We start from the raw sequence: 14,270 nt of genomic DNA on the forward strand, positions 1-14,270 counted from the left end.
CCGGCTCACCGCCCGGGGCCTCGCCGTCGGCTGGCCCGGCCGGCCGCCCGTCGTCACCGGCCTCGACCTCGACCTCGCGCCCGGCCGGAGCCTGGCCGTCGTCGGCCCCTCCGGCGTCGGCAAGACGACCCTGCTGCTCACGCTCGCCGGGTTCCTGCCGCCGCGCGCGGGCGAGCTGCTGCTCGACGGCATCCCGCTGGCCGACGTCGACCCGACAGTCCGGCTGGCCCGGCTCGCGCTGACCACCGAGGACGCGCACGTCTTCGAGACCACCCTGCTGGAGAACCTGCGGGTCGCCCGGGGCGACGCGACGCCGGAGGACGCCCGCGCGGCGCTCGGGCGCGCGGGGCTCGGCGACTGGCTCGCCGGCCTGCCGGACGGCGTCGACACCGCCCTGGGCCCCGACGCCCGGAGCGTGTCGGGCGGCGAGCGCCGGCGGCTGCTGCTGGCCCGCTCGCTGCTCGCGACGGCGCCGCTGCTGCTCGTCGACGAGCCGGCCGAGCACCTCGACCCGGCGACCGCGGACCGCCTCGTCGGTGACCTGCTCGCGGCCCCGCGCGCGGTGGCCCCGGGCGCCGGCTCCCCCGCGCGCGGCGCCCTCGTCGTGACCCACCGCCTGGCCCCGCTCGCCGCGGCCGACGAGGTGCTGGTCCTGCGGGACGGCCGGGTCGCGGCGCGCGGGACGCACGCGCACCTGCTGGCCACCGACGCCCAGTACGGTGAGGCGCACGCCAGCGAGCAGGACGAGGGTGGGACGACGAGCACATGGCCGACGAGCTGACCGGACGCGAGGAGACGGCGTACCCCGACCCCGTGCGACGCGAGCCGGGGCCGCGCGCCCAGGAGGCCGCGGCGGCCGAGCAGCGCGCCGCGGCGCTCGGTGTGGCCGCCCCGACCTACGGCCCGGGCGTCACCACGACCATCCACGTGCGAGAGCCGGGTGGCCGGTCGCACCTGGAGCTCGGCACCGCGTCCGAGACCGGCGACGAGCTCGCCGACCTGCTGGACGCGGTGCTCTCCGTCGCCTCCGGCCTGGACCTGCCGGGCGTGCTCGAGCGGTTCGTCCGGGTCTCCGTCGAGCTGACCGGCGCCCGGTACGGCGCGATCAACGTGCTCGACTCCCGCGGCGAGTCCACGACCTTCGTGCAGACCGGCGTGCCCGCGGCGGCCGCCGCGATGATGGGCCACCCGCCGCACGCCCGCGGCGTGCTGGGCCACATCCCGACGCACGGCGTCCTCAAGCTGGACGACCTCACGCAGCACCCCGCGTTCCAGGGCTGGCCCGCCGGGCACCCGTCGATGGGGTCCTTCCTGGGCGCCTCGGTGCGGGTGCGCGACCAGGTCTACGGCTACCTGTACCTGTCGGAGAAGGACGGCGGCTTCAGCGAGAAGGACGCCACGACCGTCATCGCGCTCGCCGCGACCGCGGGCGTGGCCGTCGCGAACGCCCAGCTGTTCGCCGAGGGCGCCCGCCGGGAGCACTGGCTGCGCGCGGGCCAGGACATCACCACGATGCTGCTGTCCGGCGCCGACGAGGAGGACGCCCTCGCGCACATCGCCGCGACCGCCCGCGACGTCGCCGACGCCGACGCGGCCGCCCTCGCGCTGCCCGGGGTCGGCGGCGAGCTGCTCATCGAGCTCGCCGACGGGCACAACGCCGACGCGCTCGTGGGCGCCCAGCTCACCCCCGGCGGCCCGACCTGGTCCGTCATGGAGGACGGCCAGGGGCTGATCATCGACTCGCTGGCCCGGTCCAGCCGGATCACGGTGCCGGCGATGCGCGCGTTCGGCTCCGCCCTGTTCGCCCCGCTGCAGACCTCCGGCCGCGGCGTCGGCGTGCTCATCCTGCTGCGCAAGGTCGGCACCCTCGCGTTCGACGCGGGCGACCTGGCCACCGCGGAGTCCTTCGCGTCCCAGGCGGCGCTGGCGTTCGTGCTGGCCGAGGCGCGGCACGCCCAGGACCAGGCGGCCCTGCTGGACGAGCGCGAGCGGATCGCCCGGGACCTGCACGACCTCGCCATCCAGCAGCTGTTCGCCACCGGCATGCAGCTGGAGACGGCGCGCCGCCGGGCGTCCCGCGGCGTCGACCCGTCCGAGCTGACCAGCATCGTCGAGGAGGCGCTGGACAACGTCGACGCCTCGGTGCGGCAGATCCGGCAGATCGTGTACGCCCTGCGGGACCCGGACGCCGCGACCGGCATCGTCGAGCGGCTGCGCCGGGAGGCGTCGCTCGCGCGCACCGGCCTGGGTTTCGCGCCGTCGCTCATCGTCACGCTGGACGGCGAGTCCGTCCCGGACGGCGACTACATCGTCGCGGACCTCATCGACGAGCGGATCGGGCCGGACCGCACGGACGACGTGGTCGCCGTGGTCCGCGAGGGCCTGGCGAACGCCGCCCGGCACGCGCACGCGTCCTCGGTCGCGGTGCGGGTGACCGTCCGAGGCGCGGGGCCGCTCGGCAGCGTGCACGTCGAGGTCGAGGACGACGGCGCCGGCCTGCCCGCGACGCGGGACCGCCGGTCCGGCACCGGCAACCTGGCCGCGCGGGCCCGGCAGCACGGCGGCACGTTCTCGCTCGGGGTCTCCCCCGGCGGTCAGGGCACGCTGCTGTCCTGGGAGGTCCCGCTGGGCTGAGCCCGGCGGGACCCGTCCCGGGTCAGGACTGGTGCGTCTCCGCGCGCCAGCCGGAGTGCCGCCGAGCCGCGACCCAGGCCGCGACCTGCGTGCGGCGCTGCAGGCCCATCTTGGCGAGCAGCGACGTGATGTGGTTCTTCACGGTCTTCTCGGCGACGCCGAGGCGCTCGGCGATCTCCCGGTTCGACAGGCCGTCGCCGATCAGGTCGAGCACCTTGAGCTCGCTCGGCGTGAGGTTCTCGGTCGGGTCCTCGTGGCCGGCGCGGCGGCGGGTGACGGTCCGCTCGTCCAGCAGCGTGCGACCGGCGGCGACCGCGCGCACGACGTCGGTGATCTCCGCGCCGCGGACGCTCTTGAGCAGGTAGGCGGCGGCCCCGGCCTCCAGCGCGGCGGCGAGCGCGTCGTCGTCGTCGAAGGACGTCAGGACGATCGCCCGGGCGGTCGGCAGCGTGGCCCGCACCTGCGTCATGAGGTCGATGCCGGTGCCGTCGGGCAGCTGCAGGTCGACCAGCAGGACGTCCGGGTGCACCAGTCCGGCGCGGCGGACGCCGTCGGCGACGGACCCGGCCTCGGCGACGACCTTCATGCCGTCGGCGCGCTCGACGACCTCGGCGATGCCGCGCCGCACGACCTCGTGGTCGTCGACGATCATCACCGAGATCTCCCCGGAGCGGGCCGGCTGGACTGCGCTGTTCGTGGCGGACACGGGGTCATCGTATCCAGGACCGACGTCCCCGACGGCCACCGGCGCACCGGGCCCGGTGAGTTCGCCCTCAGTGCGCGGGCCGCGGGCGTGCCGCCTGGCGCGGGGCCGCCGGGTGCGTCACGCTCCGGTCCATGACGACGGTGCTGCTGCCCTCCTCGATCACCCTGCACCCCACGCTGCCCGAGGGCGTGCGCACCGCGACCTACGACGTCGAGCAGCCGGTGCCCGAGCACCTGGTGGACGCCGAGGCCCTCGTGGCCTGGGGGAACCCCACGTCCCAGCTCGCCGACGCCGCCCGCCGGATGGGGCGGCTGCGCTGGGTGCAGACGCTCGCCGCCGGCCCGGACGCCGTGCTGGCCGCCGGCTTCGCGCCGCACGTGACGATCACCTCCGGCCGCGGGCTGCACGACGGCCCGGTCGCGGAGCACACCCTCGCGCTGGTCCTCGCGGCCGCCCGCCGGCTGCCCGAGCTCGTGCGCGCGCAGGACCAGCACCGCTGGGCGGCCGAGCTCGGCGGCATGCAGCGGCTGCCGCACGAGGGCGGCGAGTTCCGGTCGCTGTCGGGCGCCCGGGTGCTGATCTGGGGCTTCGGGTCGATCGCCGCCCGGCTGGCCCCGCTGCTCACCGTGCTCGGCGCGCAGGTCGTCGGCGTCGCCTCCCGCGCCGGCCAGCGCGCGGGCTACCCGGTCATCACCCCGGCCGAGGTGCCGCAGGCGCTGCCCGGCACCGACGTGCTCATCGGCATCCTGCCCGCGACGCCCGGCACCCGGCGCGCCCTCGACGCGGCCGTGTTCGCGCGGCTCCCCCGGCACGCCTGGGTGGTCAACGTCGGGCGGGGCTCGACCCTCGACGAGGACGCCCTGCTCGCGGCGGTCGCGGGCGGGCGGATCGCGGGCGCGGCGCTCGACGTGTTCGAGACCGAGCCGCTGCCGGCGTCCTCGCCGCTGTGGGACGAGCCGCGGGTGCTGATCACCCCGCACTCCGCGGGCGGGCGGCCGGTCGGGGCGGACACGCTGCTCACCGACAACATCGGGGCGTTCGTCCGGGACGAGCCGCTGCGCAACGTCGTGCGGCGCTGACCTGCGGCGCGACCCGGCGCCCGCCCCGGACGCCGCACCGTCCGGTTGGTACAGTGGACTGCTCCCCGAGAACAGGAGCACCCGATGACCTCCCCCGCGCCGACCCTGCGCGACCGCGTCGACCTGCTGCCCGTCGGGCCGGGCGACCCCGCCGGGCACGACCCGCGCGAGACCGTCGCCGCCCTCGCCGTCGACGGCGTCCTGCTGGGGTTCTACGCGGACGTGCACCCGCCGGACGACGGCTGGTGGGGCCGCGCGCTGACCGCCGTCGCCGACTACGCGGGCCTGCCGGTGCCGCACCAGTGCGCGTCGAACCTGGACCTCGCGCTGGAGGCCGAGCCGTTCCGCGACCCGTCGCCGCTGACCGACGCCGTGCTGCGCCTGGTCCGCGAGGGCGGTACCGAGGCCCTGACCCTCGACCGCGTCGCGGCGGAGAGCGGCCGGGACCCCGACTGGATCCTCAGCATGCACGGCTCCGTGCAGGAGCTCGTCGACGCCCTGGTCGGGCGGATCGCCGAGGAGGCGTTCGACGAGCTCCTGCCCGCGCACGACGAGCCGGAGCTCCCCGAGCTGCTCGCCGCCTGTGCCTCCTCGGAGCGGGTCGTCGCCATGGTGCGGTTCCTGGCGCTGACCGGCGTCGAGCTGGCGCCGGGCGCCGTCGACGCGACCCGCGCCGCCTCCCCCGTCGCGCGGGGCGAGCGGCTGACGGACGGCGCGCTCGTCGCGGCCCTCGCCCTCGACGGCTGGGCGCTGGGGTCGACGGCGCGCCGCTACCCGTGGCCGGAGGCGGTCACGGCCGGGGTGGCGACGGAGCTGCGCGGGCTCGCCGGCTGAGGGCGGTCAGCCCGCGGGTGCGGGCTGGCACACCGGGCAGAGGTGCGAGGAGCGGTTCATGAACGGCTCGCGCACCACCGGCGTCCCGCACCGCGGGCACGGCTCGCCGGCCTGCCCGTAGACGGCCAGCGACCGGTCGAAGTAGCCGGAGGCGCCGTTCACGTTCACGTACAGGGCGTCGAAGCTGGTCCCGCCCTGCGCCAGCGCGTCCGCCATCACCCCGGCGACGCCGTCCAGCACCCGCAGGGCGGTCGCCTGGTCGAGGTCGGCGGTCGGCGTCGCGGGGTGCACCCGCGCCCGCCACAGGCCCTCGTCGGCGTAGATGTTCCCCACGCCGGAGACCACGCCCTGGTCCAGCACCGCGCGCTTGACCTGCGTGCGCCGCCGCCGGATCGCCCGGGCCACGGTCTCGCGGTCGACGGCCGGGTCCAGCAGGTCGCGGCCGATGTGCGCCACCGGGGCCGGCACCAGCGGCAGCGGCGAGCCCGCCCCGCCCGGGCGCGCGTCCGGCGTCGGCAGCAGGTCGACGACCGACAGGTGGCCGAACGTCCGCTGGTCCACGAAGTCGAGCGCGCCGCCGTCGTCGAGCAGCAGCCGGACCCTCAGGTGGGGGTGCGCGCCGCCCTGCTCGACGTCGGCCGGCGTGCCGCGGACCAGCAGCTGGCCGCTCATGCCGAGGTGCGCGAGCAGCGCGTCGTCGGGGGTCGCGCCCGCCGCGCCGGGGTGGTCCAGCGGGAGCCAGAGGAACTTGCCGCGGCGCGCGGCGGCCGTCAGCGTCCGGCCCGCGAGGCGGCCGGCGAGGTCGTCGGGACCGGCCAGGTGCCGGCGCACGCTGTACGGGCGGCGGACCTCCACCGCGCGGACGGCGCGCCCCACGACGTGCCGCTCCAGGCCGTCCCGGACGGTCTCGACCTCGGGGAGCTCGGGCACGCCGGGGTCAGTCCGCGGCGGGCGCGGCGGCGGTGGCCGACGTCGGGGACCCGGCGGGCTCGCCGTCGTCGGCGGCCGCACCGTCGGCGGCGGCCGCGGCCCGGTCGGCCCGCTCGCGCAGCGCCGTCCAGGCCAGCTCGGCCGCCCGCTGCTCCGCGAGCTTCTTCGCGGTGCCCGTGCCGGTGCCGTACGCGTCCCCGGCGACCACGGCGTCCGCGGTGAACACGCGGGCGTGGTCCGGGCCGGCGCTGGTCACGTGGTAGGTCGGCGCGCCCATGCCGAGCGTCGCGGTGAGCTCCTGCAGGCTCGTCTTCCAGTCCAGGCCGGCGCCCAGGTCGGCCGCCTGGGCCAGCCGCGGGCCGACCAGGCGCATGACGATCTCGCGGGACGTCTCGAGCCCGTGGGACAGGTAGACGGCGCCGAACAGGGCCTCGAGGGTGTCGGACAGGATCGAGTCCTTGTCCCGCCCGCCCGTGGCGAGCTCGCCCTTGCCGAGCAGCACGTAGGACCCGAGGTCCAGCGTGCGCGCGACCTCGGCGAGCGCACGCTGCGACACCGTCGCCGCGCGCATCTTCGCGAGCTCGCCCTCGGACTGCGACGGGTGCCGCCGGTACAGGTCCTCGGTGACGACCAGGCCGAGCACGGTGTCCCCGAGGAACTCCAGGCGCTCGTTGGTCGGGATGCCGCCCGCCTCGTGGGCGAACGACCGGTGCGTCAGCGCCAGCACCAGCAGCTCGGGGTCCAGGTGGACCCCGAGCTGCTGGGCGAGCTGTGCTGCGGTGGTGCTCATCGTGCGGCGGCCCGCGCCCTCCGGTGCGTCACCGGGGCGCCGGGCCTACGGCGCGTCGGCTCAGCCGGCGTGCTCGGTCCGCATCGCCTCGGCGTAGCGCCGACCGGCGTAGGCGCCGCACGTCGGGCACGCCTGGTGCGGGCGCATGTTCGACTTGCACTGCGGGCAGGTGCTGAGCGTCGTGGCAGTGGTCTTCCACTGCGACCGACGCGCACGGGTGTTGCTGCGCGACATCTTGCGCTTCGGAACAGCCACGGCTAGCTCTCTCTCTTCTCGTCAAGCGTGCTCTGCAGACCACCGAGGGCGGCCCACCGAGGATCAAGGGTCTCATGGGAATGCTGCGGGTCGTCCGCGAGGTGCGCCCCGCAGATGGAGCACAGCCCGGGGCAGTCGTCCCGGCACAACGGCTGGAACGGTAGCGCAGTCACGACCGCGTCCCGAACCAGGGGCTCCACGTCGACCAGGTCGCCGTCGAGCTCGGGGAGGTCCTCCTCGTCGTCGCCGCTGTCCTTCGCGGCCTCCGCGCGACCGGGGTAGACGAACAGCTCCTGGACGCGGACGTCGAGCTCCTCGACCACCTCGTCCAGGCAGCGCACGCACTCCCCGACCGCCCGGGCCCGCACGGAGCCGGAGACGAACACCCCCTCCATGACGGCCTCGAGCTGGAGGTCCAGCTCGACGTCGTCGCCGACGGGGACGCCGATCACGTCGGTACCGAGGTCCTCGGGAGCCGGCACCGTGACGCGGGTACGCCGCATCGATCCCGGACGTCGGCCGAGCTCGTGGGTGTCGAGCACGAACGGCGAGCGGGGATCGAGGTGGTTGACGCGCTCCACTGTCCCGGTTCCTGTCGTGAGGGGTCTCGGTCCCTGCGATGACCGGCAGGACCAACGGTCGATCTTACGGTACGGGCCGCGCTGCGCCCAATCGCCCGCGGGGCGGCCTGGGTCACACCCGGAGCGTCAGCCCTCGCCGTCCTCCAGGCGGTCCGCGAGCTTCGCCCGCCCGGCCTGCACCTGCGTCAGCACCTTGCCCAGGTCGATCTCGAAGTCGGCGAGCCGCCGGTCGCAGTAGTCGTCCGCGTCCCGGCGCAGCCCGCGGGCCGTCTCCTCGGCGTCGCGGACGATCTGCGCGGCCCGCTCGGTCGCCTGCGCGACGACGGACTCCTGCTCGACCAGCTCCGCGGCGCGACGGCGCGCGGCCGCCTCGATCCGCTCGGCGTCGGCGCGCGCGGCGGCGCGCTCGGCGTCCGCCGCGGCGAGCACCTCGTCCGCGCGGCCGATCTGCGTGGGCAGCGCCGCACGGGCCTGGTCGACCAGGTCCAGCAGCTCCGCCCGGCTCACGAGCACGGAGGCGGACATCGGCACCGCGCGGGCGACCTGCACCGCCTGCTCCAGCGCGTCCAGGACGGCCGTGAGGCCCTCGTGGCGGCCCGCGGCCGCCGGGGTGGTCTGCTCGGTCATGCGCGGCTCCCGTCGGCCGTCGTGGGGGTGCTGAGCGCCGCGCGGACGGCCGCGGCCACCGCCGGCGTCACCAGGTCGTCGATCGGCCCGCCGTGCCGGGCCACGTCCTTCACCAGCGACGAGGCCACGTGCGACAGCGCGGGGTCGCCGACGACGAACGCCGTCTCGACGCCCGACAGGTGCCGGTTCATCAGGGCCATCGGCAGCTCGGCGTCGAAGTCCGCCCCGCCGCGCAGGCCCTTGACCACGAGGTCCGCACCGAGCGCGCGCAGCTCGTCGGCCAGCAGCCCGGCCGAGGACGCCACCCGCACGCCGGGGACGTCGGCCACCGCGTCCTCGATCAGCGCCACGCGGGCGTCGACGTCGAGCAGCGGCCGCTTGGCGGCGTTGTGCGCGACGAGCACGACCACCTCGTCGGCGAGGCGCCGGGCCCGGCGCACCACGTCCAGGTGGCCGAGCGTGAAGGGGTCGAAGGAGCCGGGGCAGACCGCGAGAACCACGTCGCCCAACCTACGCCGTCAGCCCCGGGCGTCCGCGTCGGCGGCGCCCTCGGGCGCGTCGTCCACCGGGCTGCGGGCGCCGAGGTGCACCGCGGTCTCCCCGTACGTGCGGGTGTCGAACCCGTGCATCCCGGCCGGCCACGGGGGCGCGGCGCTGCGGGTCGACCGCTCGACGACCACGACCGACTCGACCGTCAGCGCCGGCACCAGCGCCGCCAGCACCTCGCTCAGCGTGGTGTCCGGGACGTCGTACGGCGGGTCCAGGAGCACCAGGTCCCACGGCGTCGCGACCGGGCGGGCGACGTACGCCTCGACCCGCTCGCGCACCACGTCGACCCGGTCGCGCAGGCCCAGGGCCGCGACGTTCCTCCGGCACACCTCCGCGGCGGCCTTCCCCCACTCGACGAGGACCACGTGCGCCGCCCCGCGGCTCGCGGCCTCCAGGCCGAGCGCGCCGGACCCGGCGTAGCCGTCCAGCACCCGCGCGTCCTCGACGGCGTCCAGGTGCTCGAGCCGGGAGAACAGCGCCTCCCGCACCCGCTCGCTCGTCGGCCGCGTGCCCTTGGGCGGCACCGCCAGGGTCCGGCCGCCCGCCGAGCCCGCCACGACCCGGGTCACCGCCCGGCCCGCTTCTTCTCGGCCTCCGCCGTCTCCTGCATGTCGGTCATGCGCTCCATCATCGTCTTGGTGCTGGTGCTCGACCCGACGGCCAGCGCGATCGCGGACACGGCCGCCTGCACCACCACGACCTGCGGCAGCACCGTGCCCAGCGCGACCGACAGCACGACCGGCACCATGCCGAGCACCGCGACGTCCGGGCCCCGGGACAGCACCGCCGCCACGCCGCCGGGCAGCGCGCCCATCGGCGTCGCCACGAGCGGGCCCTCCCAGTTCGGCGACGGCCGGTACGCGGCGCGCAGCGCGGCACCCGCCCAGACCGGCGCCGACACCACGCCGAGCAGCAGCCAGGCGCCGACCTCGCCCTCCCAGCGGCCCACCGCGGCGAACGCGACGGCCGACCACAGCAGCATCGCCGCGCCCGGCACGATCAGCCGCGCGCGGCGCACCGCCGTGGCGGACATCGGCAGCAGCCGGTCGACGATCGGGGCCATCTCGGCCCGGCGCGCGCCCTCCCCCGTGGCCAGCATCCCGACGTACCCGCTGACCAGCACCGCGAGGATCACGCCCACGACGCCCGCCAGCTGCGGGGTGATGACCACGACCACGGGCACGAGCGCCGACACGACCAGCTGCACCAGGTGCCGCGGCGAGCGCAGCAGCACCGTCACGTCCGCGACGACCACCGCCGACACCGGGCCGCGGACCAGCCGCATCCGGCGCACCCGGCGCCGCCGCGGCCGCGCGGCCGAGTCCGACAGCGCCCGGCCGAGCTCGCGGGAGTCCAGCGACACCAGCGCACCGGCGGCCTGCGTGGCGACGGAGCCGCTCTCCCGCAGGTCGCGGCCGCGGATCCGGCCGAGCCGGTTGTCCAGCCACCACCACGCGGCGGCGACCGCCACCGCGAGCACGACGAGCAGCCACCAGGGGACGTCCGGCAGCGCGGCGACCCGCCAGCCCGCGAGCGCCGCGGCCAGCGCGAGCACCGGCGCGACGCCGATCACCGCGTCGCCGGCCAGCGCGGTCGCGCGGCGCGGCACCCCGCGGCTCTGCAGGTGGCCGGCCAGCAGCGCCAGCCCGGCGCAGACCAGCGCGGCCGTGCCGCCCAGCCGCAGCACGTGACCCACGCCGTGGTCGGCGAGCAGCCCGCCGTCGAGCAGCGCGAGCACGACCCCGCCGATCACGCCGGACGCGATCGGCAGCCGGAGCGAGGCCGGGCGGAGCAGCCCGCGGCGGTCCACCGGCATGCCGAGCCACCAGGTCGCCTCCGCGCCGCCCGCGCCGACCGGCCCGAGGCGCGCGCTGAGCGAGAGCACGACGCCCGCGACGACGAACGCCGCCACCGCGACGACGGTCGGCAGGCTGATGCCGGAGCGCAGCGCCTCGTCGGGCACGTGCGGGAGCGTCGAGCGCAGCTGGCCGGCCAGACCGAGGGCCACGCCCAGGCCGATCGCGGAGATGACGACCGCGTAGTAGACGTCGCCGAGCACCTCGCCGATGCCCGCACCCGACCGGCGGCGCGCCACCTGCGCGGTGTACCGGCGGATCGAGCGGGCCGAGGGGACCGGCGTGCGGCCGTCCGCCGGGGCGACGGCGGGTGCGGGGACGTCGTCCCACCCGGCGCCCGCGGGCGCGGCGGGCGCGTCGTCCTCCGTCGCGGCGAACTCGCTCACAGCACGCCCGGCCGCAGCGCCTCGACGGCGTCCGCGGTGCTGAGCAGGCGGGACTGGTCGTCCGCGACCAGCACCGCGCGGTCCGCCACCACGCGCAGCAGCTCCGGGTCGTGGGTCGCGAGCAGCACCGAGCCGCCCGCGCGCTTCTCCTCCACCAGCCGCTGCGCCAGGTGGTCGCGCATCGCGACGTCGAGGCGCTGCTCCGGCTCGTCCAGCACCAGCAGCGACCGCGGGCGCACCAGCCCCGCGGCGAGCAGCAGGCGGCGGCGCTGGCCCGAGGACAGCGCGACCGGCAGCGCGCCGGCGTGCTCCGTCAGCCCGAACTCGTCGAGCAGCTCGCCCACCACCGCGTCCGCGCCCTGCACGCCGTGCCCGCGGGCCGTCAGGTACAGGTGCTCGGCCACCGTGAGCGCCGGGAAGTACGCGTCGTCGTCCAGCACGCTCGACACCCGGGTGCGGAACCCGACCTCGCGCTCGTCCACGGCGCGGCCCAGCACCTCCACGCGGCCGCCGACCGGCTCCAGCAGGCCGAGCACGGCGCGCAGCACCGTCGACTTGCCCGAGCCGTTCGCGCCGACCAGCGCGAGGGCCTTCCCGGGCGGGAGGGTGAACGAGACCGGGGCGCACACGGGCTCCCCGCCGTACCCGACGAGCAGATCGACGGCACGGATCACGGGCTGCTTCGACACGGGCAGCAGCGTACGCACCGCGGCTGGGGCCTCCGACGGGACCGACGGCCCGCGCGCGGCGAGCACGCCGCCGCCGTCAGGTCCGGTCGAGGAACTCCTCGCGCTCCCCCGCCAGCATCTGCTCGATCGCCGCCGCCAGCGCGGGGTGCCGCACCAGGTCCGGGTCGTCCGCGACGAGGGCGCGGGCGGCGTCCCGGGCCTTCTCGATCACGTCCGCGTGCTCGGTGACCTTGAGCAGCCGCAGCGACGAGCTGCCGCCCGACTGCGCCGCCCCCAGCACGTCGCCCTCGCGGCGCAGCTCCAGGTCGACCGCCGCGAGCGCGAACCCGTCGCGGGTCGCCGCGAGCGTGCCGAGCCGGGTCGCCGCGTCGGTGCCCTCGGGCGCGTCCGCGACCAGCAGGCACACGCCGGGCCGCGAGCCGCGGCCGATCCGCCCGCGCAGCTGGTGCAGCTGCGAGATGCCGAACCGGTCCGCGTCGAGCACGACCATCACCGTCGCGTCCGGCACGTCGACGCCGACCTCGATCACCGTCGTCGACACCAGCACCGGCACCGCGCCCGACGCGAAGTCCGCGAGCGCCCGGTCCTTCTCCTCCGGGGTCATCCGGCCGTGCAGCTCGCCGATCGCGGTCCCCCGCAGCGCGGGCGTGCCACGCAGCAGCTCCGCGACCTCGGACACCGCGTGCAGCGGACGCTGCGGGCGGGCGTCGCCCTCGGCCTCCGGGGGCGCGTCGGTCACCAGGTCCGCGCCGTCGACGTCCGCCTTCTTCGCGTCCCCGTCGATCCGGGCGCAGACGACGTACGCGCGGCCGCCGCCGTCGACCTCCTCGCGGATGCGCTGCCAGGTGCGCTCCAGCCACGCGGGCTTGTCGGCCGGGACCACGTGCGTGACCACCTCCGCGCGGCCCCGCGGCACCTCGCGCAGCGTCGACGTCTCCAGGTCGCCGAACACCGTCATCGCGACCGTCCGCGGGATCGGCGTCGCGGTCATCACCAGCAGGTGCGGCACGCCGCCGGCCTTCGCGCGCAGCACGTCGCGCTGCTCGACGCCGAACCGGTGCTGCTCGTCCACGACCACCAGGCCGAGGTCGGCGAACTGCACGTGCTCGGACAGCAGCGCGTGCGTCCCGACCACGATCCCCGCCGCGCCGCCGGCGATCTCGCCGAGCGCCCGCCGCCGGGCCGCCGAGCCCATCGAGCCGGTCAGCAGCGTCACCCGGGTCGCCACCTCCGCGCCGCCCAGCATCCCCGCCTCCGCGAGGTCGCCCAGCAGGTTCTGCAGCGTGCGGGCGTGCTGCGCGGCGAGCACCTCGGTGGGCGCCAGCAGGGCGGCCTGGCCGCCGGCGTCGACCACCTGCAGCATCGCCCGCGCCGCCACCACCGTCTTGCCCGAGCCGACCTCGCCCTGGAGCAGCCGCTGCATCGGGCTGGCCGCGGCCAGCTCGGAGGCGATCAGCGCGCCGATCTCCCGCTGGCCGCCCGTCAGCTCGAACGGCAGCCGCGCGTCGAACGCGTCCAGCAGCCCACCCGCGCGCGCCGGCCGCGCCACCGCCGCCTGCGCCGCGAACCGCGCCTTGCGCCGGGCCAGCTCGGCCTGGAGGACGAACGCCTCCTCGAACCGCAGCCGGGCCACCGCCCGGTCCTTCTCCGTGTCGTCCAGCGGGTGGTGCACGCCCTGGAGCGCGTCCAGGATCCCCGGCATGCCGCCGCGGACCGCGTCGGGCAGCGGGTCCGGCAGATCCGCGGGGGTGAGCGTGCGGCGCACCGTCTCGATCGCCGCGACCACCGCCTCGTTCCGCAGCCCCGCCGTCAGGCCGTACACCGGCCGGGGACGCTGCGACTCGATCAGGCGCTGGGCCTCGTCCTCGAACGACGTCGGGTCGTCGATCTCGAACTCCGGGTGCAGCAGCTGGAGCTGCCCGCGGTACTCCTTGACCACGCCGGAGAACAGGGCGACCGTGCCCGGCCTGAGCTGCTGCTCGAAGTGCCGCAGCGCGCCGGCGTGCTTCGCGAACCAGGTCAGGGACAGGGTCTGCCGCCCGTTGCGCACGACCACCTCGAGGATCGCGCCACCCCGCGAACGCATCGTGCGCGTCGTCGAGCGGTCGACGACGCCGTCCACCGTCACGTGCTCCCCGACCCGCAGATGCCCGATGGTCGCCGGGTCGCCCCAGTGCGACCACCGGCGCGGGTAGTAGCGCAGCAGGTCGCCGACCGTGTGCAGCCCGAGCTTGGCGAGCTTCTTCGCGGCGCCGGGGACGTGCGTGCCGAGGTCCTGGTCCAGGTACGGCAGCGGTCGCACGACCGCGTCGTGGGGGACGGTCACGGGCGCGCCTCCGTCGGGGTCGTGGGGG

General features: G+C 76.9%; 15 protein-coding genes. 4 read left to right on the top strand and 11 right to left on the bottom strand.

Annotation, left to right across the window (positions count from 1 at the left end; translation table 11 throughout):
• Positions 1 to 781 (top strand): ATP-binding cassette domain-containing protein (locus G6556_RS10740; RefSeq protein ID WP_166941163.1); only part of this gene is annotated, 781 nt, incomplete at its 5' end.
• Positions 766 to 2,634, top strand: a complete 1,869-nt coding sequence (locus G6556_RS10745) for a GAF domain-containing protein (protein WP_166941165.1) — start codon at positions 766 to 768, stop codon at positions 2,632 to 2,634. The genes G6556_RS10740 and G6556_RS10745, both read left to right, overlap by 16 nt.
• A gap of 22 nt (positions 2,635 to 2,656) precedes the next feature.
• Here G6556_RS10745 and G6556_RS10750 read toward each other — a convergent pair whose 3' ends face one another.
• On the bottom strand, positions 2,657 to 3,286 hold the full coding sequence (locus G6556_RS10750; RefSeq protein ID WP_158374664.1) for a response regulator transcription factor: 630 nt from the start codon (positions 3,284 to 3,286) through the stop codon (positions 2,657 to 2,659).
• A 185-nt stretch (positions 3,287 to 3,471) separates the two neighbouring features.
• Here G6556_RS10750 and G6556_RS10755 point away from each other — a divergent pair, with 185 nt between their 5' ends.
• Positions 3,472 to 4,419, top strand: coding sequence for a phosphoglycerate dehydrogenase (locus tag G6556_RS10755; RefSeq protein ID WP_166941167.1), 948 nt, complete (start codon positions 3,472 to 3,474; stop codon positions 4,417 to 4,419).
• A gap of 84 nt (positions 4,420 to 4,503) precedes the next feature.
• The gene (locus tag G6556_RS10760) at positions 4,504 to 5,253 is read left to right on the top strand and encodes a hypothetical protein (RefSeq protein ID WP_166941169.1); all 750 of its coding nucleotides are present in this window, start codon (positions 4,504 to 4,506) and stop codon (positions 5,251 to 5,253) included.
• Between the two features lie 6 nt (positions 5,254 to 5,259).
• Here G6556_RS10760 and mutM read toward each other — a convergent pair whose 3' ends face one another.
• The 10 genes from mutM to G6556_RS10810 all read right to left on the bottom strand — a co-directional run bounded on the left by mutM (position 5,260) and on the right by G6556_RS10810 (position 14,242).
• On the bottom strand, positions 5,260 to 6,183 hold the full coding sequence (mutM, locus tag G6556_RS10765) for a bifunctional DNA-formamidopyrimidine glycosylase/DNA-(apurinic or apyrimidinic site) lyase (RefSeq protein WP_166941171.1): 924 nt from the start codon (positions 6,181 to 6,183) through the stop codon (positions 5,260 to 5,262).
• A 7-nt stretch (positions 6,184 to 6,190) separates the two neighbouring features.
• Positions 6,191 to 6,973: a ribonuclease III gene (rnc, locus tag G6556_RS10770; RefSeq protein ID WP_166941173.1), complete on the bottom strand. Its 783-nt coding sequence runs from the start codon at positions 6,971 to 6,973 to the stop codon at positions 6,191 to 6,193.
• A gap of 60 nt (positions 6,974 to 7,033) precedes the next feature.
• Positions 7,034 to 7,228 (bottom strand): 50S ribosomal protein L32, encoded by a 195-nt coding sequence (gene rpmF / locus G6556_RS10775; protein ID WP_147796053.1) that lies wholly within the window; start codon positions 7,226 to 7,228, stop codon positions 7,034 to 7,036.
• 2 nt (positions 7,229 to 7,230) lie between these two features.
• Complete coding sequence (locus G6556_RS10780) at positions 7,231 to 7,809, bottom strand: DUF177 domain-containing protein (RefSeq protein ID WP_166941175.1); 579 nt, start codon at positions 7,807 to 7,809, stop codon at positions 7,231 to 7,233.
• Between the two features lie 126 nt (positions 7,810 to 7,935).
• Entirely contained in the window at positions 7,936 to 8,436 is a 501-nt protein-coding gene (locus G6556_RS10785) for a hypothetical protein (protein ID WP_166941177.1), read from the bottom strand.
• Entirely contained in the window at positions 8,433 to 8,936 is a 504-nt protein-coding gene (gene coaD / locus G6556_RS10790) for a pantetheine-phosphate adenylyltransferase (protein WP_166941179.1), read from the bottom strand. Before coaD ends, G6556_RS10785 begins: the two co-directional genes overlap by 4 nt.
• Positions 8,937 to 8,954: 18 nt before the next feature.
• Positions 8,955 to 9,554: a 16S rRNA (guanine(966)-N(2))-methyltransferase RsmD gene (rsmD, locus tag G6556_RS10795; RefSeq protein ID WP_166941181.1), complete on the bottom strand. Its 600-nt coding sequence runs from the start codon at positions 9,552 to 9,554 to the stop codon at positions 8,955 to 8,957.
• Entirely contained in the window at positions 9,551 to 11,227 is a 1,677-nt protein-coding gene (locus G6556_RS10800; RefSeq protein WP_166941183.1) for a DUF6297 family protein, read from the bottom strand. The genes rsmD and G6556_RS10800 overlap by 4 nt, the downstream gene beginning before the upstream one ends.
• A complete protein-coding gene (locus G6556_RS10805) occupies positions 11,224 to 11,916 on the bottom strand; it encodes an ABC transporter ATP-binding protein (RefSeq protein WP_166941185.1) in 693 nt (230 codons plus the stop codon). Before G6556_RS10805 ends, G6556_RS10800 begins: the two co-directional genes overlap by 4 nt.
• A 76-nt stretch (positions 11,917 to 11,992) precedes the next feature.
• Positions 11,993 to 14,242, bottom strand: a complete 2,250-nt coding sequence (locus G6556_RS10810) for an ATP-dependent DNA helicase RecG (RefSeq protein ID WP_346774836.1) — start codon at positions 14,240 to 14,242, stop codon at positions 11,993 to 11,995.
• Positions 14,243 to 14,270: the final 28 nt, after the last annotated feature.

The organism is Cellulomonas sp. IC4_254, assembly GCF_011603975.1.
Lineage (GTDB): Bacteria > Actinomycetota > Actinomycetes > Actinomycetales > Cellulomonadaceae > Cellulomonas.